This window comes from Hymenobacter sp. CRA2, from assembly GCF_002007105.1.
In the GTDB taxonomy this organism is placed as follows: Bacteria; Bacteroidota; Bacteroidia; order Cytophagales; family Hymenobacteraceae; genus Solirubrum.
Map to the genome: position 1 here is coordinate 58,754 of NZ_MVBC01000020.1, position 23,495 is coordinate 82,248.

Here is a 23,495-nt window from a genome sequence, read left to right on the forward strand (position 1 = left end):
GTCATGTCGAGCGCAGCCGAGACATCTCGCGTGCTGACATCGGATAGTAACCCGACGATTGGAATTACTATCCGGCGAGATTGGCTAGCGCCTTCCTACGGGTCCTCGACTTCGCTCGGAATGACGGCCTGAAGGTTTCCCAACCACAACATTCCCACACAAGTGATGATAACGATTAAGAATACTCTGGGTACGCTGGCGCTGCTAGGCCTGCTGACGGGCTGCGGCGAGAAATGGCTCGACGTGCAGCCGAACAGTTCGGTAACGGAGAATAACTTTTACCAAACGGAAGCCGACGCGCTGCAGGCCATCACGGCCATTTACAGCGAGCTGGGCAAGACCGGCCAATACAACTTCTCGCTCTGGGGCATCGGCGACATCATGTCGGACAACTCCACCACCGGCGGTGGGGGCGGCGGCGACGGGGCGGAGTTCCAGCAGCTCGACAACTTTACCGTGGCTGCCTCCAACCCGCTTACCAACCGCCTCTGGGGCGGCTGCTACGTGGGCATCGGGCGGGCCAACATTGCCATCCAGCGCATTCCGGGCATCTCGGCCATGGATGCCGGCCTGCGCAACCGCCTGGTAGGGGAGGCCCAGTTCCTGCGCGCCAAGTACTACTTTGATCTGGTGCGCGTGTTCGGCGACGTGCCGCTGATTACGACGCCGCCCACCACGCTGGACCAGGTAAACATTCCGCGCAACGCGGAAGCCCAGGTGTACGACCAGATCGTGCAGGACCTGACGGCCGCCTACGCCGCGCTGCCCGCTTCCTACAGCGGCGCCGACCTGGGCCGGGCCACCAAGTGGGCCGCGGCTGGCCTGTTGGCCAAGGTGCAGCTCACCCGTGGCAACAAAGCCGAAGCTGCCCGCTGGGCCCGCGACGTGATGCAGAACAGCGGCAAGCAGCTGTGGGCCAACTACGGCGACAACTTCAAGATTGAAAACGAGAACGGGATGGAGTCCTTGTTCGAGGTGCAGTACATCTCGGGCAAAAACCAGTGGACCACCGACGGCCTGGGCTTCGTGGGCAACGAGTACTTCGGGCCGCGCGGCATGAGCACCACCCCGCAGAGCGGCTACGGCTTCAACATCCCCGAGCTGGAATTCGTGAATGGCTACGAAGCCGGGGACATCCGCAGGGACGTGACTATCTGGAAGCCTGGCGACCCGTACCCCGCTGGCAGCAACGCCACGGCTCAACCGGCCTCGCTGCCCGGTTCGCCCAACGGCTTCGGCGTCAAGAAGTGGTTTATCGGCAAGGTCAACACCAACATCTGGGACTCGGGCCTGAACTTCCCGGTGCTGCGCCTCGCGGAGGTGTACCTGATCTACGCCGAAGCCGTGGGGCCCACGGCCGAGGGGCTGGAGGCCATCAACAAGGTACGCCGCCGCTCCTTTGGCCTGCCCATCAACACGCCCTCGGCAGCCCGCGACCTGACGGCCTCCACGCCCAACTTCACCGACGCGGTGATTCGGGAGCGGCGCTACGAGCTGGCCTTCGAGGACGACCGGTGGTTTGACCTGAAGCGCACCGGCAAGCTGCTGACCCTGCCCACCCTGCAGGCCAAAGGCGTGAAGTCCTTCAACATCGTGATGCCGATTCCGCAGTCGGAGCGCGACGCCAACCCCAGCCTGACGCAAAACACCGGCTACTAACCGCGCTGGCTCCGCCCCGCCAACGCGGGGCGGAGCCCACGGGCCCAACTCTTCCGCTTGCACAAGCTGCGCTGCCCGCATCCGGGCAGCGCCTGGGCCGTGCATTGCCGCGTTTTTCCTCCCCTTAAGCTCCGTTCTCGATCCATGACATTCTCATCTACTGATAAATACCTCCTGCGCCCGGCCGCCTTGCTGCTGCTGGCCGGCGCTTGCACCCTCGGGGCCTGCGAGCAGGAAGAAGGCAAGCTGGAAGGGCCCGTGCCCACGCCCGGCTTCACCGTGCAGCTGAACACCACGCAGTTTCCGGTGGTGGCTACCTTCACCAACACCACGCCGGACGGCTTCGTGAACCAGTGGGATTTCGGTGATGGCTCGCCCACCGAATCGGGCGTGGGGCTGAACACCGTGACCCACACCTACAACCGGCCCAACACCTACCAGGCCAAGCTGACGGTGGGCGCGCGGGGCGGCTCCAATGCCACCACGCAAACGGTGACCATTCCCACGGCCTGCAGCAACGCCGCTTTTGCCATCATTGCCGGCTGCGGCGGCACGGGCTCCTCGGCCTGGACCTTCAGCGACCAGCCCGGCGCCATCAAGAAGCTCTCGGCTTCGGGTGCGGTTATTTCGTCCTCGGCGGCGCCGCTGGACCCCTGTCAGGCCGACGACCAGTTCTCCTTTGCCAACAACTTCGCTTTCGGCTACGACGCGGCGGGCGGCACGTACTCGGGCACGAGCTGCGGCACCGACCGCAGCGGCAATACCACGTTTATCTTCAAGCCCAACGGCAGCCTGGGTCAGATTATCCTGCAAGGCAAGCGCACCTTTATCGGCCTGTCCGACTCGGTGGTGAATAAGACCTACGACATCCTGGAGGCCTCGCCCACCCGCCTGCGCCTGCAGGGCACCAATCCCGACGGCACCAAGACCGAGGTGACGTTCATGCCGCAGCTCTCGCCCATCGACAAGGCCAAGCAGTTCCTGACCGGTGGCTCGTCGCGCACCTGGGTGCTCGATAACGCTGCCCAGGCCGTTATCGTGGTGGGCCCCGGCGACTCCGACCCCACGGGCTACTACGCCGGCGGCTCGCCCAACACGCTGCCCGGCTGCCAGGCCGACGACGAATTTACCTTCACCACGGCCAACCAGTTTATCTACGACGCCAAGGCCGAAACCTTCGTGGCCGGCTCGCCCGGCTCGTGCCAGGCGCCGCGCTCCGGTAGCTCGGCCTTCACCTTTGGCGCGGCTTCGGGCGCGGGCATTGCGCAGTTTGAGCTGACCTCGCCCTCCGCCTTCATCGGCGTAACCGATGCCGCCAACCGCATTTACCGTATCCAGTCCATCGACAACCAGCACATGGTGCTGCGGGCGGGGCCGCCCTCGGGCGCGGTGGTGCACACTATCAAGCTGCGCGTGAAGTAGCTTGCCGGCTTACCGTTGACTTTTTCCCTTCCTGATGCGTACCCCCGTTGATTTCCTGCGCCGCACGCTGTGGGCCAGCGCCAGCCTTGGGCTGGCGCTGAGCCTGACCGTCGTCGGCTGCACCGAAGAACCGCCCAAACCCCAGCCGCCTGCCCCGGCGACGCCCGAGCCCAACGCCACGGCCAAAGAGTTTGCGGCCTACACCCAGCTGATAGCCAACAACTCCGACGAATTCACGGGCGGGGCTCTGGACCAGCAAAAGTGGACCTTTGAAGTGCAGGACGACTGGTTCAACAACGAAAAGCAGGCCACCACCAACTCCCCCAACAACCTGTACCTGACGGGCGGGGAGATGCACATTCAGGCCCGGCGCGAGCAGCTGCGTAACAAGCAGTTCACCTCGGCGCGCATCGTGAGCAAGAACAAGATGACCTACGGCTACGGCCGCCTCGACGTGCGTGCCAAGCTGCCGAAAGGGCAGGGCATCTGGCCCGCTATCTGGATGCTCGGGCTGAACGACACCCAGGTGGGCTGGCCGGCCTGCGGCGAAATCGACATCATGGAGCTGCGCGGCAGCGTGCCGAACGTGAACGTGAGCACCGTGCACTACGGCGCCAACACCGCCAGCCGTCAGTACAAGGGCACCACGTGGCGCCTGCCCTCCGGCGACTTTTCGGAGGATTTCCACACCTTCTCGCTCATCCGCAGCAAGGACCAGCTGCGCTGGTTTGTCGATGGTACGGAGACGTTCAGCGTGACGCCCGGCGTGGTGTCGCCTTACCCGTTCAACAACCCGTTCTACCTGATCCTGAACGTGGCCGTGGGCGGGGACTTCGACGGCGACCCGGCCGCTTCGGAGCCCTTCCCGAAGGAAATGGTGGTGGATTACGTGCGCTTCTACCAGTACCCGCAATAAAAGCAGGGCAGGGGCCGGCCGCTTGGCTAGGAGGCCCTTGCGCCTGGAAACAGTATCCAACCCTTTGGGGCGGCCCGCGGCAAACGAGGAATGAATGCGCCGGTTGTGGGACCGGCCATTCTGGGAACAGGGGCGTTTGCCGGGGCCGCACCCGCGGGGTGGTTTTCTTTTTGATCCATGCAATACGACCTTTGGCATCCGCGCTTCGCTGCCGCGCTGGGCCTGCTGCTGGCCTTGGGCAGCACCGCCGGCCCGCGCCAGCCCGATCAGCCCCGTGTGCTGAAGCCGCAGCCGGCTCAGGCCCGGCCAAAAGCGGCCACCGCCCCAAAGGCGCCGCGCTACTCCTTTAAAGAGTTGCTCTGGCGCGACGAGTTTAACTACTCGGGCCTGCCTGATTCCAACCGCTGGGGCTACGACGTCGGCGGGCATGGCTGGGGCAACAAGGAGCTGCAGTACTACACCAAGGCCCGCAAGGAAAACTGCCGCGTCGAGAACGGTCACCTCGTCATCGAGGCCCGCAAGGAAGCCTTCGGCGACAAGAACCCCTACACCTCCGCCCGCCTCGTATCCAAAGCCAAAGGCGGGGGTAGCCTAGCCTACGGCCGCATCGAGGTGCGGGCGCAGCTGCCGGCGGCCCGGGGCACTTGGCCCGCCATCTGGATGCTGCCCGACGACTGGAAGTACGGCGACAAGGGCTGGCCCGACAACGGCGAAATCGACATCATGGAGTACGTGGGCTACCGGCCGGGCATCGTGCAGGCCACCACGCACTGCCGCAAGTACTACTTCCGCACCAACACCCAGAAGACCGACTCGACGGCCGTACCGACGGCCGCTTCGGCCTTTCATGTGTACGCCGTGGAGTGGACGCCCGAAACCATCACCGCCTTCGTCGACGGCAAGTCCTACTTCACCAGCCGCAACGAGCACTCGGGCTGGCAGGCCTGGCCCTGGGACCACCCGTTTCACCTGCTGCTGAACGTGGCCGTGGGCGGGGAATGGGGCGGCAAAAAAGGCATCGACGAAACGGCGTTTCCGCAGCAACTGCTGGTGGACTACGTGCGCTTCTACCGCCTCAAACAAGACTAATCCGCGGGTGGCTGGCCTGCTCCACTAATCAGCTGGCACGCCGGCTATTCCTCCGCTTTTCTTCTCCGCTGTAGCTATGGCCGCTCCCGTTGTATCCGCCACCGCGCCGCACGCCACCACCACGGCCGGCGCGCCTACCCCGAACTACGCCCCGGCGCTGGCGTCGCTGACGGTGCTCTTCTTCATGATGGGGTTCATCACCTGCTTGAACGACATCCTCATCCCGTACCTGAAGGGCCTGTTCACGCTCGGCTACGCAGAGGTGAACCTGGTGAATTCCTGCTTTTTCGGGGCTTACCTCATCATGGGTGTGCCGGCCGGGCTGCTGGTTAAGCGCCTGGGCTACAAGGGCGGCATGCTGGTAGGCTTCTTGGTGGCCGCCCTCGGGGCGGTGCTGTTCTTTCCTGCCGCCGAAAGCCGCACGTTCGGCTTATTCCTGGGCGCTTTGTTCGTGCTGGCCACGGGCATCGTCACGCTGCAGGTAGCCGGCAACCCCTACGTGGCCATCCTCGGCCCGCCCGAAACGGCCTCTTCGCGCCTGACGCTGACGCAGGCCTTTAACTCGCTGGCTACCACCGTGGCTCCGCCGCTGGGCTCGTACCTGATTCTTTCGCACCTGCCCGATCTGAAAAAGCTTAGCCCGGCGCAGGCCGCCGCCCTCGACGTGACGTCGGTGCAGTACCTGTATCTGGGCATTGCCGCTGTGCTGGTTGTCATCAGCCTGCTGCTGACCTTCCTGAAGCTGCCGACCATTCAGCACGCGCCCGCCGAAGCGGGTGATACCCGCCGCGCCTGGCACTACCGCCACCTGCTGTTGGGTTTGGTGGGCATTTTCACTTACGTAGGCGCCGAAGTAGCCATCGGCTCGCACATCGTCTCGTACCTGGGCCAGCCAGAAGTCGTCGGCCTGAGCGCCCTCAACGGCGGCTACCGCGTCTCCTATTACTGGGGCGCGGCCATGGTGGGGCGTTTTCTGGGCATCGGCCTGCTGCGCGTGGCGAAGCCGGGCCGGGTGCTAGCCTTCAATGCGGTGGGCGCCGTGGCGCTGGTGCTGATTTCCATCAACTCGACCGGTGCCCTGGCCATGTGGAGCCTGCTGGCGGTGGGGCTGATGAACTCCATTATGTTCCCGGTCATCTTCACCATGGCCGTGGCCGGGCTCGGCCGCCACACCGAAGACGCCTCGGGTTTGCTCTCCGCATCCATTGTGGGCGGGGCCGTTATTCCCCCGCTCTTCGGCCTGGTTGCCGATAGCCAACTAGGCGGCGGGGGTGTGCACGCGCTGCGCCTTGCCTTCCTGCTGCCCGTGCTCTGCTACGTCTACATCTGCTGGTACGGCCTGAAGGGCTACCGGCCGACCACCGACCTCAAGACCGTTTGAACCGCCATGGGCCGCAACCCCCAACCGCTCCGCCTGACGGCCGACCAGCGCGCGGTGCTGCACAAGTACCTGCAGCAGCCGCGGCTGGTATCGCGCCAGCGCAACCGCGCCCAGGCCGTGCTCGACTGGGACGCCGGCTGCCCCGTGGTAGAGTCGGCGGAGCGCCTGGGCATGACGGTGGGCCGGGTGTATGCCCTGCGCCGTCTGTATTTGCGCCAGGGGCTGGAAGCGTACCTGAATGCCCCGCCCCACGGCGGCGCCCCCACCAAGCTTACGCCGGCCGTGGAAGCCGCGCTCAAGGCGCTGCTCACCGGGCCTACCGGCAGCCACGCCCACGCCTGGACGCGGCGGCAACTGGCCGACTACCTCGTGGCCCAGGGCTACGCCGCCTCCATCTGCCCGGCCACGGCCGGCAAAGCCTGGCAGCGCCTGCAAGCCTTGCTGCCCACATCTTCTGAACCTGCCGGAGCAGAAGCCGCCGAGGCTTCTTTCTCTACGATTTCCTAACCTCCCTGATCATCATGGCGAAGCATCTTCAACACCTCACGCTGCTCGCGCTGCTGACCGGCACCCTGGCGCTGGACGCCCAGGCCCAGAAGCAGAAAGTAAAAGTCAAGACCAAAGCCGCTGCGGGCCAGACGCCGGGTGCTGCGGCCACCAACGTAGAGCCGCGCGTGGAAGCCCTGCTGGCCCAGATGACGCTGGAAGAGAAAGTCGGGCAGATGGCCCAGATTACCCTCGACGTCATCGGGAAAGGCAACAGTCGTTTCGCCAGCGACGAGCCCTTTGCCGTCGACCCGGCCAAGCTGCGCGACGCGGTGGTGAAGTACAAGCTGGGCTCCGTGCTGAACGCGGCCAACAACCGCGCCCGCACCCCACAGGTGTGGGAGAGCATCATCCAGCAGATTCAGGACGCGGCCACCAAGGAAACGCGCCTGAAAATCCCCGTCATCTACGGCATCGACGCGGTGCACGGCGAGACGTACACGGCCGGTGCTACCATGTTTCCGCAGCAGATAGCCCAGGCCGCCTCGCGCAACCGCCAGCTGGTGCGTCGCGGCGCTGAAATCACGGCCTACGAAACGCGCGCCAGCTCCATTCCGTGGGCATTTTCGCCGGTGCTCGATCTGGGCTCCGACCCCCGCTCGCCGCGGCAGTGGGAAACTTTCGGCGAAGACCCTTACCTGGGCGCTGAAATGGGCCGCGAAATCGTGAAGGGCTACGAGGGCGAGCAGAACAACATCGGCGACCCGACGCACGTGGCAGCCAGCATCAAGCACTTTATGGGCTATCAGGTGCCGCAGTCGGGCAAGGACCGCACCAACGCCTACATCCCGCTGGAGTCGCTCTACGAGTATCACCTGCCGGCTTTCAAGGCCGCTATTGATGCCGGCGCCAATAGCATCATGATCAACTCCGGTCTGATCAACGGGGTGCCCATGCACGCCAACTACGAAATCCTTACCAAGCTGCTGAAGGAAGATCTTGGCTTCAAAGGCTTGGTGGTGACGGACTGGGGCGACATCGACAACCTGTACAAGCGGGACCATGTGGTGCCGAACGTGAAGGAAGCCATTGCCCTGGCCATCAACTCGGGCATCGACATGGGCATGCTGGCCTACCAGTACGAGGAATTCTGCGACAACCTCGTAGCCCTGGTGAAGGAAGGCAAGGTGTCGCAGGCCCGCGTGGACGACGCCGTGCGCCGCATTCTGCGCGTGAAGTACAAGCTGGGCCTGTTCGAGCAGCCCGTCACGCACGCCAAGGACTACCCCAAATTCGGCAGCCCCGAACACGAGCAGGCGGCTTACCAAACCGCGGCCGAAGCCATTACGCTGCTCAAAAACCAAAACGCCCTGCTGCCGCTCAAGAAAAGCAGCAAAGTGCTGGTGACGGGCCCTAACGCCAACTCCATGCGCGCCCTTAATGGCGCCTGGACCTACTCTTGGCAAGGGGAGAAGGTAGAGGACTTCGCTGCCAAGTACAACACCATTCTGGAGTCCATCCAGAAGGAAATCGGGGCCCAGAACGTGCGCTACGTGCCCGGCGTGAGCTACAACCCCAAGCAGGATGGCAAGTATTACGACGAGTCCGTTGACAAAATGGACGAAGCCGTGGCTGCGGCCAAGGACGTGGACGCCGTCATCCTGTGCCTGGGCGAGAACAGCTACGCCGAAAAGCCCGGCGACCTGAACGACCTCACCATCTCGCCCCTGCAGATCGAGCTGGCCAAGCGCCTCGCGGCCACTGGCAAGCCCGTGGTGCTGGTGCTCAACGAAGGCCGCCCGCGCGTCATCTCGGCCTTCGAGCAGCAGATGCCAGCCATCGTGCAGACGTACCTGCCCGGCAACCACGGCGGCGACGCGCTGGCCGATATCCTGTTCGGCGACGTGAACCCCTCCGGCAAGCTGCCCTACACCTACCCACGCTACCCCAACGCGCTGGTGAGCTACATTCATAAGTACGCCGAGGAGCAGAAGAAAGGGGAGGGCGCCTACAACTACGAGGCCGATTACAACCCGCAGTGGGAATTCGGCCACGGCCTGAGCTACACCAGCTACCAGTACAGCAACCTGCAGCTCGACAAGGCCTCGCTGCCCAAAAACGGTACCTTGACGGTAACGGTGCAGGTGACCAATACCGGCCAGCGCGAGGGCAAGGAAGCGGTGCACCTCTACACCAGCGACCAGGTGGCCGCCAGCGTGGCCCCCGACGTGCGCCGCCTGCGCCGCTTCGACAAAATCAGCCTCAAGCCGGGCGAAACTAAGACGGTAACGTTCAGCTTGCCCGCCGCCGAGCTGGCCTACACCGGCCGCGACGGGGCCAAAGTGCTGGAGGCCGGCGACTTTGAGGTGCGCGTGGGCGACCAGACGAAACGGTTCACCTTAATGGACTCGCCCACGCCAAACTAGGTACTGGTTATCCGCTGATTTTCTGGGCTATGCGACGCTGCCCGTCTGCTCCATAAAGGAGTAGGCGGGCAGCGTTACTTTAAGAGATAATGTGGACCTTGGTTAGGAAATTTTGTATTTATTAGGATGTAATGTTACTTTTTATAAATTAAGTATAATTTATTATTGTTTAAGGTATACGTTTGCCGATATTGCTCCTGAAAGCTGACCGATAGCGGCCAGCGTGGTGTTGTTCTGTAGTTCCTCTCCGCCCCTTTATGGAACGCTACCGTTACTATTCCGATGCGTCGCGCATCGTGCTGCCCGTCGTGGACGTGCTGCTCATTTTGGGCGCCTTCCGCCTTGCCGGCTACGTCACTACCGGCACCTGGTTTTTCGGCGGCCTGTTTCCCGCCCTGTACGTCGTCTTTGCGCTGCTGTGGTGGATACTCTCCGGCCACTACGCCAACATTTACCGCGTCGACAAGCTCATCACGTACCCGGAAAAGCTTCTGTACGTGGTGCGCACCTTTCTGCTACACGCCGTGCTGCTGATCAGCGGCGCCGTGCTGCTGCAGCAGTATTGGGTGCCCGCGCGCTTTCTGCTGTCGGCGTACTCGCTGTCGGTGGTGGCCGTGGTGGCCGGGCGCTTCCTGATGACGTTCTGCTACCGCAAGTACGTGGAGTACCTCGCGCGCCCCATGAGCCGCTACATCATCGTCGGGATAGGGGAGAGCGGCCAGAGCCTGTACCGTTTCCTGGCCTCGCACGACCCCTTGGGCAACGAATTCGCCGGCTTCTTTGCCGATGAGCCCGTGCCCGGTGGCCTGCGCCACCTCGTGCGCGGCAAGCTCGACGACCTGCAGGAATACTGCCGCCGTCACCAGGTCGACGAAATTTACTTCTCCCTGCCGCTCGACCGCCGCGAGCTGATCGAAGACCTCTCGCACTTCGCCGACCAGCACTTCCTCTCGTTCCGCATCGTGCCCGATTTCAGCGGCACCGTGCGCAAGGACGTCAACGTGTACTTCTACGACCACCTGCCCATCCTGACCATCCGGCACGAGCCGCTGGGCATCCGCACCAATCTGCTGCTGAAACGCCTCTTCGACATTGCCTTCTCGCTCACGGTTATCTGCACGATGTTCCCCTTCATCATGCCCGTGCTGGCGCTGCTCATCAAGCTGGATTCGCCGGGGCCGGTGTTTTTCAAGCAGATGCGGCCCGGCAAGCGCAACCAGCTCTTCCCGTGCTACAAGCTGCGCACCATGCGCACCGACCACGGCCGTACCGAGCTGCAGGCCACCAAAAACGACGTGCGCATCACCCGCATCGGGGCCTACCTGCGCAAGTACAACCTGGATGAGCTACCGCAGTTCTTCAACGTGCTGCTCGGGCACATGTCGGTGGTCGGGCCGCGGCCCAACATGATTTCGCAGCTGGAAGAATACTCCAAGCACATCAGCCAGTACCACCTGCGCCACGCCGTCACGCCCGGCATTACGGGTTACGCCCAGGTGAATGGCTACCGCGGCGAAACCCGCGAAGCCGGCACCATGGAAAAGCGCGTGGAATACGACCTGAAGTACATGGAAAACTGGTCGTTCGGGCTGGACATGAAAATCATCGGCCAGACCGTCTGGAACATGGTCCGCGGCGAAAAAAACGCCTATTAGTCAGCTGAACAGGGCCCCGCCAAGGTTCTGCAGCCACTTCCCGGGGTACCCCAGCATTTTCTCCACCATGCTCCCTCGTTACCGCGTCCTCGATTCCTGGATTTCCACGGGCCCCGCAGCGGCTTTTGTGGACACCGTGCTCCAGCTGGGCGCGGCCCGTGCCTCCGCCTACGTGTGCTTTGCCAACGTGCACATGGTGGTGGAAGCCCGCCGCGACCCCGCCTTTGGCGCCGTAGTCAACCGCGCCGCCGTGGTAGCGCCCGATGGCAGCCCCGTGGCCGCCGCCGTGCGCTGGTTTGGCGGCCCCCGGCAGCCCCGCGTGGCCGGCATGGATGCCCTGCCGCTGCTGCTTACCGAAGCGGCCCGCCGCGGGCAGTCGGTGTACTTCTACGGCACCACCCCCGAAGTGCTTAGTGCCATTGAGGCCCGTATCCGGCGCGAGCTGCCCACGCTGCGCCTCGCCGGTCTGCACGCCCCGCCTTTCCGTCCGCTCACGCCCGAGGAGGAAGCGGCCGATGTGGCCCGCATCAACGCGGCCGACCCCGATTTGCTGTTCGTGGCCCTGGGCTGCCCCCGCCAGGAGCAATGGATGGCCGCCCACCAGGGCCGGGTGCGCGCCTGCATGCTTGGGGTGGGGCAGGCCTTCCTGGTTTATGCGGGTCTGGAGCGCCGCCTGCCTGCTTGGGCCCGCAAGCTGTGGCTGGAGTGGGCGTACCGCCTGTGGCTGGAGCCGCGGCGCCTGTGGCGCCGCTACCTCGTCACCAACACGCGCTTCGTGTGGCTGATGCTCCGGCACAGCTTGGCGCCGGACAAGCAAGCCGCACAGGTAGCCAGCTGAACGGTATCAGCGTCACGTGCCTGAGCTATCCAGCTGACTAGCAATGCACTTTGCGTCCATCATCACAGTGCAGCAGCTACGAAGACAAGTACAAGAAAGATTAGTACTATTTGAATTTGAATTATACTTTTAAAAATTTATCATAGGATTTAGTGTCGATAAATTATAATTAAAAATATCTTTAGTTATACAAAGCGCAGGCTTAGACTACCCACCGCCATCGTGGGTTTGCTCTTCTCTTTTGGGTTTGTTTCCTCCACCTCTTTTGCCTTCAGAGCCATGAAAGCAGTACTACTCGCCGGCGGCTACGGTACCCGCATCAGCGAAGAAAGCGGCGTACGCCCCAAGCCCATGGTCGAAATCGGCGGCCGCCCCATCCTGTGGCACATCATGAAGATCTACGCCCACCACGGCATTCGGGATTTTGTGGTGTGCTGCGGCTACAAAGGCCACATGATCAAGCAGTACTTCGCCGATTACTTCCTGCACAGCGCCGACGTGACCTTCCGCATGGACCGTAACGAAATGCAGGTGCACCGCCAAAACGCCGAGCCCTGGACGGTGACGCTGGTGGATACCGGCCAGGAAACCATGACCGGCGGCCGCCTGCGCCGCGTGCGCGAGTTCGTGGGCGACTCCACCTTCTGCATGACCTACGGCGACGGCGTGGGCGACATCGACATTCGCGAGGCTATCCGCTTCCACCGCCAGCAGGGGGCTTTGGCCACGCTCACGGCAGTGCGTCAGCCCGGCCGCTTTGGGGTGTTCAACCTCAACGAGGGCGCCGGCCTGATCAACTCCTTCACCGAAAAGCCCGAAGGCGGCGAAACGCCCTGGATCAACGGCGGCTTCTTCGTGCTGGAACCCGAGGTGTTTGATTACCTGGAAGGCGACGACACCGTGTGGGAGAAAGCCCCGCTGGAGCGCCTGGCCCTCGACGGCCGCCTCGCCGCTTACCGCCACCAGGGCTTCTGGCAGCCCATGGACACGCTGCGCGACAAGAACATGCTGGAAGAAATGTGGCAGCGCGGCGCCGCCAAGTGGAAGGTGTGGAGCAACGACCCCGAGCCCACCCACGACGACCCCGTGCTGGCCGAAATTCTGGCTACGCCCGTGCAGGCGCCCGAAGGCCAGCGCGTAGCCACGCCCACGGTAATGCCGCTGGACTAATTCAGTGCAATGGTGAGGTGGTGAACTGGAGAGTGTCGTGCTGCTGGCGCAAGCTGCGCGGTGCCGCCTTCCCGAACATCAAACTCACCAGCTCACGATTTCTCCTACTACTCTCCACCAACGATATGAAACGCATCCTCATCACCGGCAACATGGGCTATGTGGGCCCGGGCGTGGTAGCCCGCCTGCGTCAGGCTTTCCCGGCCGCCGAACTCATTGGCTACGACCAGGGCTTCTTCGCCCACTGCCTCACCGGGGCCGAGTGCCTGCCCGAAATCCGCCTCGACCGCCAGATTTTCGGCGACGTGCGCCGCCTGCCGCTCGATTTGCTCACTGGCGTCGACGCCGTGGTGCACCTGGCCGCCATCAGCAACGACCCCATGGGCCAGACCTACGAGGACGTGACGCTGGCCGTGAATCACCGCGCCGGCATCGAGCTGGCCCGCCGCGCCAAAGCCGCCGGCGTGCGCAGCTTCGTGTTTGCCTCCTCGTGCAGCATGTACGGCGCCGGTGCCGATGCCCCGCGGGCCGAAACCTCGGAGCTGAATCCGCTGACGGCCTACGCTCGCAGCAAAGTGCTCAGCGAGCAGGACCTGGCTCCGCTGGCCGACGAACAGTTTCGCGTGACCTGCCTGCGCTTTGCCACGGCCTGCGGCTGGAGCGACCGGCTGCGCCTGGATCTGGTGCTCAACGACTTCGTGGCCGGGGCCGTGTCTTCGGGCCGCATCAGCATCCTGAGCGACGGCTCGCCCTGGCGCCCGCTCATCCACGTGCAGGACATGGCCCGTGCCATCGAATGGGCCGTGGAGCGCCCGGCTGCCAACGGCGGCGCCTTCCTGGCCGTGAACGTGGGCTCCGACGCGTGGAACTACCAGGTGCACGAGCTGGCCGCCGCCGTGGCCGAAGCCGTACCCGGCACCGAGGTAACGCTGAACCCCGCCGCCCCGCCCGACAAACGCTCGTACCGCGTCGACTTCAGCCTGTACCGCCGCCTGGCGCCCTACCACCAGCCCCAGCGCACCCTGCAGGACGCCATTGCGGAGCTGCGCGACAACCTCGTCGGCATGGGCTTCCGCGACGCCGATTTCCGTGCCTCGCAGCTGATGCGCCTGCGTGTGCTCACCGCCCTGCGCGAATCGGGCCGCCTCAGCGACCAGCTCGAATGGCAGCGCACTGCCGCCGCGCCGGCCCGCCCCGTGGCTGCTCCGGCTTCCCAACCTGAATTAGTGGCCTAGCCCTGCCGCACCTAGCGCCTATTGTTTTCACTCCACCATCAGCCGTTATGATTTTCACCGAAACCGAACTGGCTGGCGCCTTTATTATCGATGTAGACCGCATGTCCGACGAGCGGGGCTTCTTTGCCCGCTCCTGGTGCGAGGACGAGTTTGCCGCCCACGGCATCACGGCCGCCCCGGTGCAGGCCAATGTATCGTCGAACCCGCGCAAGGGCACGCTGCGCGGCATGCACCTGCAGCTGGAGCCCTTCGGCGAAACCAAGCTGGTGCGCTGCACCCGCGGCGCCATCTACGACGTCATCGTGGACATGCGCGAGGAGTCGCCCACTTACGGCCAGTGGCTGGGCGTGGAGCTGACGGCCGAGTCCTTCCGCATGCTGTTCGTGCCGGCCCGCTTCGCTCACGGCTTCATCACCCTTAAGGACGACACCGACGTGTGCTACCAGGTATCGGCCAAGTATGCCCCCGGATACGAGCGGGGCCTGCGCTGGAACGACCCGGCCATCGGCATCAAGTGGCCCATCGAGCCCACCGTCATTTCGGAGAAAGACCGCCGCCACCCCGATTTCCGCCAGCTGGTACCCCAAGCATAACGCCTGACCTCCAGCCGAGCCGCGGCTATCGTTCCACCTCTCTCTTTAGCATGTATGATCATCGTTGATAACGCGCTGGCCGCCCGCCAACAAGCCGGGAAGCCCATTCGAGTGGCCCTCGTGGGGGCTGGGTTCATGGCGCGGGGCGTCGTGCGCCAGATTTGCCACTACGTGCCCGGCATGGAGCTGGTGGCCATTGCCAACCGCACCCTCGACAAAGCCCGCCAGGCCTACGAAGAAGCCGGCCAGCTCGGCATTGAGGAGGTGGGCACGGTGGCGCAGCTGGAGCAGTGCATCCGCCGCGGCCAGCCCGCCATTACCGACGACGCGCTGCTGCTGTGCCGCGCCGAGGGCATCGACGCTATTCTGGAAATGACCGGGGCAGTGGAGCACGGTGCCCGCGTGGCCCTGGAGGCCTTCCGTCACGGCAAGCACCTGATTTCCTTTAACGCCGAGCTCGACGGCACGGCCGGTGCCATCCTGCGGGTGTACGCCGAACGCGCCGGGGTGGTGTACACCCTGGCCGACGGCGACCAGCCCGGCGTGACGATGAACCTGGTGCGTTTCGTGCGCGGCCTGGGCATACGTCCGGTGCTCTGCGGCAACATCAAGGGCCTGCACGACCCGTACCGCAACCCCACCACGCAGGAGGGCTTTGCCCGGCAGTGGGGCCAGAACCCAAGCATGGTCACCAGCTTCGCCGACGGCAGCAAAATCAGCTACGAGCAGGCTGTGGTGGCCAACGCCACCGGCATGCAGGTGCTGCAGCGCGGCATGACCGGCCCGACGGTACCCACCGGTACGCCCATCAAGCAGGCGGCCGAGTGGTACCCCGTGGACGCCCTGATTGCCCCCGACAGCCCCGGCTACGTGGACTACGTAGTGGGCGCCGAGCCGGCCCCCGGCGTGTTCGTGCTCGGCACCATCGACGATGCGGTGCAGCAGCACTACCTGAACCTTTACAAGCTGGGCAAGGGCCCGCTCTACTGCTTCTACACGCCCTACCACCTCTGCCACTTCGAGGCGCCGCACTCCGTGGCCCGCGCCGTGCTCTTCCACGACACCACGCTGGCCACCACGGCCGCGCCCACCGTGGAAGTAGTGGCTGCCGCCAAGGTGCCCCTCACCGCCGGTACCACGCTGGACGGCATTGGCTGCTACCACACCTACGGGCTGGCCGAAAACGCGCCGGTGGCTCATGCCGAGGACCTGCTGCCCATCGGGGTGGCCGAGGGCTGCGTGTTGCGCCACGACGTGCCCCAGGACCAGGTGCTCACCTACCACGACGTTGTGCTGCCGGAAGGCCGCCTGATCGACCGCCTGCGCCGCGAGCAGGCCGAGCATTTCGGGCGGGTAGCGGTTGCCAAAGTTGCCGCGGTAGCGGTGAGCTAGCCCAGCCACTGCTTCTTCTCTCCACCTAGCATCACCCGCTGATGACTGCTTCGCTACTTTCTGCCGAACCCAAGCTGGCCGTTGCCGGAGTTCAGAAACCCCGGCGGCGCCTGCTGCCCCGGCCCATAGCCCTGGCCGCCGAGCCCTGCTGCCGCTTCTGCGGCGAGGCCTTGCACGCTACTTTCGTCGACCTGGGCACCTCGCCCTTGTGCGAAGACTTCGTGCGGCCCGAGCACTTCAACCGGGCTGAGCCGCAGTACCCGCTGCACGCCCGCGTGTGCGCCAACTGTTTTCTGGTGCAGGTAGGCGAGTTTTTGCGCCCCGACGAAATCTTCCGCGACGAGTACTGCTACTTCTCGTCGTACTCCACTACCTGGCTGGCGCACGCCCGGCGCTACACCGAGCAGATGGTGGCGCGCTTTGGCATCGGGCCGGAGCAGTTTGTGGTGGAAGTGGCTTCCAACGACGGCTACCTGCTGCAGTACTTCCACGAGCGGCAGATTCCGGTACTGGGCATCGAGCCGGCCGGCAACGTGGCCGAGGCTGCCCGCCGCAAGGGCATCAGCACGCTCAGCAAGTTCTTTGGGCGCCGCACGGCCCGCAAGGTGGCCACTACCTACGGGCAGGCTGATTTGCTGATCGGCAACAATGTGCTGGCCCACGTGCCTGATATCAACGACTTTGTGGGCGGGCTCAAGATCATGCTCAAGCCGGGCGGCGTGGTTACCATGGAGTTTCCGCACCTGCTGCGGCTGGTGGAGCAGTGCCAGTTCGATACCATCTACCACGAGCACTTCAGCTACCTCTCGTTCTACACGGTGGAGCGCATCTTCGCCCACCACGGCCTCACGCTCTTCGACGTGGAAGAGCTGCCCACGCACGGCGGCTCGTTGCGCATCTTCGCCCGCCACGCCAGTGACCACAGCAAGCCGGTGGAAGCACGGGTAGGGGAGCTGCGCCAGCACGAAATCGAGGCCGGCGTGTGCACCCTGGCTTATTACGCCGAGTTCGGCGAGGCCGTGAAGCAAACCAAGCGCGCCCTGCTCAGCTTCCTCATCGAAGCCAAAAACGCGGGCAAAACGGTGGTGGGCTACGGCGCGCCGGGCAAGGGCAATACCCTGCTCAACTACTGCGGCATCGGCACTGATTTTCTCGACTACACCGTCGACGCCAACCCGCACAAGCACGGGCTGTTTCTGCCCGGCACGCGCATCCCGATTTACGCGCCCGACCGCATCCGCCAGACCCGGCCCGACTTCGTGCTGATACTGCCCTGGAACCTGCGCGCCGAAATCATGCAGCAGATGGCTGACATCCGCCAGTGGGGCGGGCGCTTCGTGGTGCCCATCCCCACGGTGGAAGTCTACAGCTAAGGTCGCATCCACTGCTCCGCCTACCGCACCTAGAGCTATTGCACTGCTGGCAGTCAGCAGGTACCTCACCTTCTTCTCTCTTCAGCCATGAAAGTTGTGTTGTTCTGTGGCGGCTTCGGAATGCGGCTGCGCGAGTATTCCGAGTCGACCCCCAAGCCCATGGTGACGCTGGGCTACCGGCCCATCCTGTGGCACATCATGCGCTACTACGCCCACTTCGGCCACACCGATTTCATTCTGTGTCTGGGCTACAAGGCCGATACCGTCAAGCAGTATTTCATGAATTACAACGAGTGCCTCTCCAACGACTTCGTTTTCTCGAAGGGCGGCAAGGACGTGAAGCCACTCAAAACCGACATCGACGACTGGAACATCACCTTCGTGGACACCGGCCTGAACGCCAACATCGGCCAGCGCCTGCGGGCCGTGCGGCACCTGCTGGAAGGCGAGGAGATGTTTCTGGCCAACTACGCCGACGGCCTCTCCGACCTCGACGTGAACCAGACCATCCGCGAGATGGAGCAGAGCAACGCCGTGGGCAGCTTCATGGCCTACCAGCCGACGCACAGCTTCCACGTGGTGTCGCTGGGCGAGGACTCGCGGGTGGACTACATCAGCCCCATTGCCAAGTCGGGCCTGTGGATCAACGCCGGCTTCTTCGTGCTGCGCTCCGAAATCTTCGACTACCTGCAGCCCGGCGAAGAGCTGGTGGAGCAGCCATTCCAGCGCCTCATTGCGCAGGACCGCCTGCTGGCGCACCGCCACCAGGGCTTCTGGGCCGCCATGGATACCTTCAAGGACAAGCAGACCCTCGACGAGCTGCATGCCCACGGGCCCGCGCCCTGGGAGGTGTGGCGCAAGGCCGAGCAGGCACCGGCGCCCGCGCCCAAAGTAGTGCCGGCTAAGCGCGTGCGCCAACTGCAAGCGGCCGTATGCTGAAGCTCGGCTTAGCGGCGCCCGAAGGCGTTGCGGGCCTGCGCGTGCTCTGCCTCGGTGCCCACGCCGATGATATCGAAATCGGAGCGGGCGGAACCCTGCTCCGGCTGCTGAGCGAGCAGCGCGTGGCGGCCCTGTGCTGGGTGGTTTTTACCAGCACCCCGGCCCGAATCCTCGAAGCCGAAGCCAGCGCCCGCGCCTGGCTGGCGGCTGCACGCGGCGGCCTCGCCGAAAGCCAGGTGCGCGTGCTCACCTTTCAGGACGGCCTGCTGCCGCAGTCAGTGCCCGCCGTCAAGCAAGTGTTTGAAGAACTTAAAGCCTTTCAGCCTGACCTGATCTTTACCCACTACCGCCACGACCTGCACCAGGACCACCGCCTGCTCGCCGACCTCACCTGGAATACCTTTCGCAGCCACCTCGTGCTCGAATACGAAATTCCGAAGTACGACGGCGACCTGGGCAACCCCGAGTGCTTCGTGGAGCTGCCCGCCGACGTGCTCGACCGGAAAGTGGAGCTGCTGCTCACGCACTTTCCCTCGCAGGCCGGCAAGCACTGGTTCGACGCCGAAACCTTCCGGGCCCTGCCCCGGCTGCGCGGCATGCAAGCGGCTTCGGCCGGGCGCTACGCCGAGGCTTTCTACCTGCGCAAGCTGGTGCTGTAGCCCCGCTTTGCGTCCGTCGCTGCGCCGCGTGCGGTAGCGCGGTTCCACCTTCTCGCTTTCTCCGCCTCCCTTCCCAAGACCCACGAGCTTATGAACTGCCGCCACTGTGGAACCGAGCTCCACCACGTGTTTGCCGATTTAGGCCACTGCCCGCCGTCGAATTCCATGCTCCAGGCTGCTCAGCTCGAGGAGCCGGAGGTGCACTATCCGCTGAAAACCTACGTGTGCCACAACTGCTTTCTGGTGCAGATCGGGGAGGTGAAAAAGGCCGTCGATATTTTCGGCGACGGGTACACCTACTTCTCGTCGTACTCCACCAGCTGGCTGGCCCACGCCCGGCGCTACGTCGACATGATGATGGAGCGCTTCCACTTCGATAAGAACTCGCTCGTTATCGAGGCGGCCTCCAACGACGGCTACCTGCTGCAGTACTTCCACGCCTACGGGGTGCCGGTGCTCGGTGTCGACCCCACGGCCAACACGGCCCGCATAGCGGCCGGCCGCGGGGTGCGCACCCTGGTGGATTTTTTCACCGCCAAGCTGGGCCGCGAGCTGGCCGCCACCGGGCAGCAGGCCGATTTGCTGATCGGCAACAACGTGCTGGCCCACGTGCCCGACATCAACGACTTCGTAGGCGGCATGCAAACGGCCCTGAAGCCCGGCGGCATCGTCACGATGGAGTTTCCGCACCTGCTGAACCTGGTGGAGCACTGCCAGTTCGATACCATCTACCACGAGCATTTTAGCTACCTCTCGCTGAGCACCGTGGCGCGCATCTTCGCCGCGCAGGGCCTCACCATTTTCGACGTGGAGGAACTGCCCACGCACGGCGGCTCGCTGCGCATCTTCGCCCGCCATGCCAGTGACCACAGCAAGCCCGTAACCCGGGCTGTGCGCGAGCTGCTGACCCGCGAGCAGGCCGCCGGCATGCTCACGCTGGAGTATTACGAGGACTTCCAACCCCGCGTGGATACCGTGCGGGCCGAATTTCTGGAGTTCCTGCTGGAGCAGCGCCGCGCCGGCAAGCAGGTGGTGGGCTACGGCGCCGCGGCCAAGGGCAACACCCTGCTCAACTACTGCGGCCTGCAGGGCACCGAGCTGCTCAGCTTCGTGGCCGATGCCTCGCCCTACAAGCAGGGCCGCTGCCTGCCCGGCAGCCACATTCCGGTGGTCGATGCGGAGCGCATCCGGGGCGAAAAGCCCGACTACGTGGTGATTCTGCCCTGGAACCTGCGCGAAGAAATTGCCGAACGTCTTGCTTTCATCCGCGAATGGGGCGGCCAGTTTGTGGTTGCCATTCCCGCTCTCGAAGTATTCAGCTATGCCAGCAGCCCCGCCGAAGTGGCACACGCCTGAGGTAGCCGCCGTGCTGCCCGAGCTGGTGGCCGCCGACGGGCGGCCCGGCCAGGCTATGCACCGGCTGCTGCGCGAGCTGTACCCCATTTGCCGCAGCATCACCGGCGAGGGCGTACGCCAGACCTTGCGCATCCTGGGCCAGCACTTGCCGCCTGGCCTGGATGTGCGCGAGGTGCCCAGCGGCACCGCCGTGCTCGACTGGACGGTGCCACCCGAGTGGAACATCCGCGACGCCTACATCAAGGACCAGCACGGCCGCCGGGTGGTGGATTTTCAGCGCCATTCCCTGCACGTGGTCAGCTACAGCGTGCCCGTGCCCCCGCAGTGGCTGACGCGCCAGGAACTCGACGCGCACCTGCACTCTTTGCCCGCGCAGCCCACGCTCACGCCCTACCGCACCAGTTACTACCAGCCCACCTGGGGCTTCTGCCTGCCGCACCAGCTGCGCGAGCAGCTGCAGGACGAGCGGTACGAAGTCTGCATCGACGCGGACCTGAACCCGGCCGGCTCGCTCACCTACGGGCAGCTGGTGCTGCCCGGCGACACCGACGAGGAGGTGCTGTTTTCCTGTCACATCTGCCACCCTTCACTGGCCAACGATAACCTGGCCGGCGTGGTCACGGCCGCGTGGCTGGCGCAGTGGCTGGCCGCCCGTCCGCGCCGCCGCTACACCTACCGCTTCGTGTTCGTGCCGGGCACCATCGGCTCGATCAGCTGGCTGCACGAGCACCGCCACTCGGCAGTGCCGCGCATCAAACACGGCTTGGTGTTGTCGTTGTTGGGCGGGCCGGGCGAGTTTACCTACAAACGCTCCCGCCAGGGCACGGCCGCCATCGATAGGGTAGTGGCCGCGGTGCTGCGCGAGGCGGCGCTTGGCGCCCACCAGCTGCGCGACTTCAGCCCCTACGGCTACGACGAGCGGCAATACTGCTCGCCGGGCTTCAACCTGCCGGTGGGCTGCCTGACGCGTACCCCGTTCGCCGAATTCCCTGAATACCACACCTCGGCCGATAACCCCAGCTTGGTGCGGCCGCGCCAACTGGCAGCCTCGATGCGGCTGCTGCGCCTCATCTGTCGGGCTCTGGAGCAGCACGACCGCCGCTACCAGAACCGGCAGCCCTACGGCGAACCGCAACTCGGCCGCCGCGGCCTCTACGGCGCCCTCAAAGGCACCGGTAACCCTAAAGAAGCCGAAATGGCCCTGCTCTGGGTACTCAGCCTCGCCGACGGCCAGCACGACGCGCTGACCATGGCCGAGCGCAGCGGCTTGTCCTTCAGTGCTATTCGTCGGGCCGTGCGCAGCCTGTGCCAGGCCGATTTGCTTGCTGCCCTCTAACTCCTCTTTTCCACCGCCAACCGCCCTCGTCATGAGTTCCGAAGAAGCCCTGCTGCTCGCGCCACCGACCACCAACGCCTCCGCCGCTGCGGCTCGCACGGCGTCGTTGGCTGCTGTTGAATCGCCGGCGCCTGAACCGGCTGGCGAAACGCACGCGGTCCTGACGCAGCGCTTCCACGCGGCCATTCCAGGCGGGGCGCACACCTACGCCAAGGGCGACGACCAGTTTCCCGAGGGCATAGCACCCTACCTGGTGCGGGCCGATGGCTGCCGCGTGTGGGACACCGAGCGCCGCGAGTACCTGGAATTCGGTATGGGTCTGCGGGCCGTCACCCTGGGCCACGGCTTCCGGCCGGTGGTGCAGGCGGCCCAGCGCGAGCTGCTCCGCGGCACCGCCAACGTGGGCCGGCCCACCATGCTGGAGCTGCGCGCCGCCGAGGACTTCCTGAGCACCACGCAAGCCGGCGACATGGTGAAATTCGCTAAGAATGGCTCTGACGCTACCACGGCCGCCGTGAAGCTGGCCCGCGCCGCCACCGGCCGCGACCGGGTAGCCATCTGCCAGGACCACCCGTTCTTCTCCACCGACGACTGGTTTATCGGCACCACTGCGGTGCGCGCCGGCATTCCTTGGGGCGTGCGCCAGCTCACCCACACCTTCCGCTACAACGATCTGGCCTCGGTGCAGCAGCTCTTCGAAGATCATCCCGACGAGCTGGCCTGCCTGATCATGGAGGTGGAAAAAGACGTGCCGCCGGCGCCTGGCTTCCTGCAGGGCGTGCGCCAGCTCTGCGACCAGTACGGCACCGTACTTATCTTCGACGAAATCATCACCGGCCTGCGCTGGCACGTGGGCGGCGCCCAGGCCGTGCACGGCGTGCGCCCCGACCTGAGCACCTGGGCCAAGGCCCTCGGCAACGGCTTCAGCATCGCCGCTCTTACCGGCCGCCGCGAGCTGATGGAGCTGGGTGGCCTGCACCACGATAAAGAGCGCGTGTTCCTACTCTCGACTACCTACGGGGCCGAAAGCCACGCCTTGGCCGCCATGCGCGCCGTACTGACCACCTACCGCCGCGAGCCGGTGATAGAGCATCTGCGCCAGGCCGGCGAGTACCTGCGCCGCCTACTGGCCCAGAGCATTGCCGAGCACGGCCTCACCGGCCACTTCGCGCTGCTGGGGCCGCCGCAGTGCCTGGTGTACGCCACCCGCGACGCCGCGCGCCAGCCCTCGCAGGGCTTCCGCACCCTGTTTTTGCAGGAGACGCTCAAGCGCGGCCTCTTGCTCCCCTCGCTCATTGTCAGCTACGCCCACCAGCCCGCCGACATCGAGCTGGCCGCCGAACGCATTCACGAAGCCCTGGGCGTGTACCGCCGCGCCCTCGACGAAGGCCTCGACAAATACCTGCACGGCCGCCCCGTGCAACCCGTGTACCGGGCCCGAAACTGAAAGGTGGAGCAGTTTCGTCGCCTAGGTGCCGCGCCGTCGGTCTCGCAAGAGGCTGGCGGCGTTGGCGTTTGTAGGAGCCTAGGTAAGCCTGCGGAAGGCTAACGCACGGTGTAAGGTAGGTTA

At 64.8% G+C, this 23,495-nt stretch carries 19 protein-coding genes; all 19 read left to right on the forward strand.

The window, feature by feature from the left end:
• Positions 1 to 165: 165 nt before the first annotated feature.
• The 19 genes from B0919_RS22580 to B0919_RS22670 all read left to right on the forward strand — a co-directional run bounded on the left by B0919_RS22580 (position 166) and on the right by B0919_RS22670 (position 23,372).
• The gene (locus tag B0919_RS22580; protein WP_078014572.1) at positions 166 to 1,659 is read left to right on the forward strand and encodes a RagB/SusD family nutrient uptake outer membrane protein; all 1,494 of its coding nucleotides are present in this window, start codon (positions 166 to 168) and stop codon (positions 1,657 to 1,659) included.
• 144 nt (positions 1,660 to 1,803) lie between these two features.
• On the forward strand, positions 1,804 to 3,081 hold the full coding sequence (locus B0919_RS22585; protein ID WP_078014573.1) for a PKD domain-containing protein: 1,278 nt from the start codon (positions 1,804 to 1,806) through the stop codon (positions 3,079 to 3,081).
• Between the two features lie 34 nt (positions 3,082 to 3,115).
• Entirely contained in the window at positions 3,116 to 3,997 is an 882-nt protein-coding gene (locus B0919_RS22590) for a glycoside hydrolase family 16 protein (protein WP_078014574.1), read from the forward strand.
• Positions 3,998 to 4,174: 177 nt separating this feature from the next.
• A complete protein-coding gene (locus B0919_RS22595; RefSeq protein ID WP_078014575.1) occupies positions 4,175 to 5,086 on the forward strand; it encodes a family 16 glycosylhydrolase in 912 nt (303 codons plus the stop codon).
• 76 nt (positions 5,087 to 5,162) lie between these two features.
• The gene (locus B0919_RS22600; RefSeq protein WP_078014576.1) at positions 5,163 to 6,467 is read left to right on the forward strand and encodes a sugar MFS transporter; all 1,305 of its coding nucleotides are present in this window, start codon (positions 5,163 to 5,165) and stop codon (positions 6,465 to 6,467) included.
• 6 nt (positions 6,468 to 6,473) lie between these two features.
• A complete protein-coding gene (locus B0919_RS22605; RefSeq protein WP_078014577.1) occupies positions 6,474 to 6,974 on the forward strand; it encodes a helix-turn-helix domain-containing protein in 501 nt (166 codons plus the stop codon).
• 14 nt (positions 6,975 to 6,988) lie between these two features.
• Positions 6,989 to 9,379 carry a glycoside hydrolase family 3 N-terminal domain-containing protein gene (locus tag B0919_RS22610; RefSeq protein ID WP_078014578.1) on the forward strand — a complete coding sequence of 797 codons (2,391 nt, stop codon included), beginning with the start codon at positions 6,989 to 6,991 and terminating at the stop codon, positions 9,377 to 9,379.
• A gap of 257 nt (positions 9,380 to 9,636) precedes the next feature.
• Positions 9,637 to 11,034 (forward strand): undecaprenyl-phosphate glucose phosphotransferase, encoded by a 1,398-nt coding sequence (locus B0919_RS22615; RefSeq protein WP_078014579.1) that lies wholly within the window; start codon positions 9,637 to 9,639, stop codon positions 11,032 to 11,034.
• A gap of 67 nt (positions 11,035 to 11,101) precedes the next feature.
• On the forward strand, positions 11,102 to 11,872 hold the full coding sequence (locus B0919_RS22620) for a WecB/TagA/CpsF family glycosyltransferase (protein WP_078014580.1): 771 nt from the start codon (positions 11,102 to 11,104) through the stop codon (positions 11,870 to 11,872).
• A gap of 279 nt (positions 11,873 to 12,151) precedes the next feature.
• Positions 12,152 to 13,042, forward strand: coding sequence for a glucose-1-phosphate cytidylyltransferase (gene rfbF / locus B0919_RS22625; protein WP_078014581.1), 891 nt, complete (start codon positions 12,152 to 12,154; stop codon positions 13,040 to 13,042).
• Between the two features lie 125 nt (positions 13,043 to 13,167).
• The gene (locus tag B0919_RS22630) at positions 13,168 to 14,277 is read left to right on the forward strand and encodes an NAD-dependent epimerase/dehydratase family protein (RefSeq protein WP_078014582.1); all 1,110 of its coding nucleotides are present in this window, start codon (positions 13,168 to 13,170) and stop codon (positions 14,275 to 14,277) included.
• A 47-nt stretch (positions 14,278 to 14,324) separates the two neighbouring features.
• A complete protein-coding gene (gene rfbC, locus B0919_RS22635; protein WP_078014583.1) occupies positions 14,325 to 14,870 on the forward strand; it encodes a dTDP-4-dehydrorhamnose 3,5-epimerase in 546 nt (181 codons plus the stop codon).
• A gap of 54 nt (positions 14,871 to 14,924) precedes the next feature.
• Positions 14,925 to 16,262 carry an NAD(P)H-dependent oxidoreductase gene (locus B0919_RS22640; protein ID WP_078014584.1) on the forward strand — a complete coding sequence of 446 codons (1,338 nt, stop codon included), beginning with the start codon at positions 14,925 to 14,927 and terminating at the stop codon, positions 16,260 to 16,262.
• 41 nt (positions 16,263 to 16,303) lie between these two features.
• A complete protein-coding gene (locus B0919_RS22645) occupies positions 16,304 to 17,635 on the forward strand; it encodes a class I SAM-dependent methyltransferase (protein WP_078014585.1) in 1,332 nt (443 codons plus the stop codon).
• An 87-nt stretch (positions 17,636 to 17,722) separates the two neighbouring features.
• Positions 17,723 to 18,574: a sugar phosphate nucleotidyltransferase gene (locus B0919_RS22650; protein WP_078014586.1), complete on the forward strand. Its 852-nt coding sequence runs from the start codon at positions 17,723 to 17,725 to the stop codon at positions 18,572 to 18,574.
• On the forward strand, positions 18,568 to 19,233 hold the full coding sequence (locus tag B0919_RS22655) for a PIG-L deacetylase family protein (RefSeq protein WP_078014587.1): 666 nt from the start codon (positions 18,568 to 18,570) through the stop codon (positions 19,231 to 19,233). Before B0919_RS22650 ends, B0919_RS22655 begins: the two co-directional genes overlap by 7 nt.
• 90 nt (positions 19,234 to 19,323) lie before the next feature.
• Complete coding sequence (locus B0919_RS22660) at positions 19,324 to 20,589, forward strand: class I SAM-dependent methyltransferase (protein WP_078014588.1); 1,266 nt, start codon at positions 19,324 to 19,326, stop codon at positions 20,587 to 20,589.
• Positions 20,555 to 21,925 carry a DUF4910 domain-containing protein gene (locus B0919_RS22665; RefSeq protein WP_217701065.1) on the forward strand — a complete coding sequence of 457 codons (1,371 nt, stop codon included), beginning with the start codon at positions 20,555 to 20,557 and terminating at the stop codon, positions 21,923 to 21,925. Before B0919_RS22660 ends, B0919_RS22665 begins: the two co-directional genes overlap by 35 nt.
• A 31-nt stretch (positions 21,926 to 21,956) precedes the next feature.
• Positions 21,957 to 23,372, forward strand: coding sequence for a glutamate-1-semialdehyde 2,1-aminomutase (locus tag B0919_RS22670; protein WP_078014589.1), 1,416 nt, complete (start codon positions 21,957 to 21,959; stop codon positions 23,370 to 23,372).
• The last annotated feature ends 123 nt before the right edge of the window (positions 23,373 to 23,495 follow it).

What these genes read in the sequence shown, in the direction of transcription:
- B0919_RS22580 (WP_078014572.1), top strand. Translation starts at nt 166, where the DNA reads ATGATAACGATTAAGAATACTCTGGGTACGCTGGCGCTGCTAGGCCTG.
- B0919_RS22585 (WP_078014573.1), top strand. Translation starts at nt 1,804, where the DNA reads ATGACATTCTCATCTACTGATAAATACCTCCTGCGCCCGGCCGCCTTG.
- B0919_RS22590 (WP_078014574.1), top strand. Translation starts at nt 3,116, where the DNA reads ATGCGTACCCCCGTTGATTTCCTGCGCCGCACGCTGTGGGCCAGCGCC.
- B0919_RS22595 (WP_078014575.1), top strand. Translation starts at nt 4,175, where the DNA reads ATGCAATACGACCTTTGGCATCCGCGCTTCGCTGCCGCGCTGGGCCTG.
- B0919_RS22600 (WP_078014576.1), top strand. Translation starts at nt 5,163, where the DNA reads ATGGCCGCTCCCGTTGTATCCGCCACCGCGCCGCACGCCACCACCACG.
- B0919_RS22605 (WP_078014577.1), top strand. Translation starts at nt 6,474, where the DNA reads ATGGGCCGCAACCCCCAACCGCTCCGCCTGACGGCCGACCAGCGCGCG.
- B0919_RS22610 (WP_078014578.1), top strand. Translation starts at nt 6,989, where the DNA reads ATGGCGAAGCATCTTCAACACCTCACGCTGCTCGCGCTGCTGACCGGC.
- B0919_RS22615 (WP_078014579.1), top strand. Translation starts at nt 9,637, where the DNA reads ATGGAACGCTACCGTTACTATTCCGATGCGTCGCGCATCGTGCTGCCC.
- B0919_RS22620 (WP_078014580.1), top strand. Translation starts at nt 11,102, where the DNA reads ATGCTCCCTCGTTACCGCGTCCTCGATTCCTGGATTTCCACGGGCCCC.
- rfbF (WP_078014581.1), top strand. Translation starts at nt 12,152, where the DNA reads ATGAAAGCAGTACTACTCGCCGGCGGCTACGGTACCCGCATCAGCGAA.
- B0919_RS22630 (WP_078014582.1), top strand. Translation starts at nt 13,168, where the DNA reads ATGAAACGCATCCTCATCACCGGCAACATGGGCTATGTGGGCCCGGGC.
- rfbC (WP_078014583.1), top strand. Translation starts at nt 14,325, where the DNA reads ATGATTTTCACCGAAACCGAACTGGCTGGCGCCTTTATTATCGATGTA.
- B0919_RS22640 (WP_078014584.1), top strand. Translation starts at nt 14,925, where the DNA reads ATGATCATCGTTGATAACGCGCTGGCCGCCCGCCAACAAGCCGGGAAG.
- B0919_RS22645 (WP_078014585.1), top strand. Translation starts at nt 16,304, where the DNA reads ATGACTGCTTCGCTACTTTCTGCCGAACCCAAGCTGGCCGTTGCCGGA.
- B0919_RS22650 (WP_078014586.1), top strand. Translation starts at nt 17,723, where the DNA reads ATGAAAGTTGTGTTGTTCTGTGGCGGCTTCGGAATGCGGCTGCGCGAG.
- B0919_RS22655 (WP_078014587.1), top strand. Translation starts at nt 18,568, where the DNA reads ATGCTGAAGCTCGGCTTAGCGGCGCCCGAAGGCGTTGCGGGCCTGCGC.
- B0919_RS22660 (WP_078014588.1), top strand. Translation starts at nt 19,324, where the DNA reads ATGAACTGCCGCCACTGTGGAACCGAGCTCCACCACGTGTTTGCCGAT.
- B0919_RS22665 (WP_217701065.1), top strand. Translation starts at nt 20,555, where the DNA reads ATGCCAGCAGCCCCGCCGAAGTGGCACACGCCTGAGGTAGCCGCCGTG.
- B0919_RS22670 (WP_078014589.1), top strand. Translation starts at nt 21,957, where the DNA reads ATGAGTTCCGAAGAAGCCCTGCTGCTCGCGCCACCGACCACCAACGCC.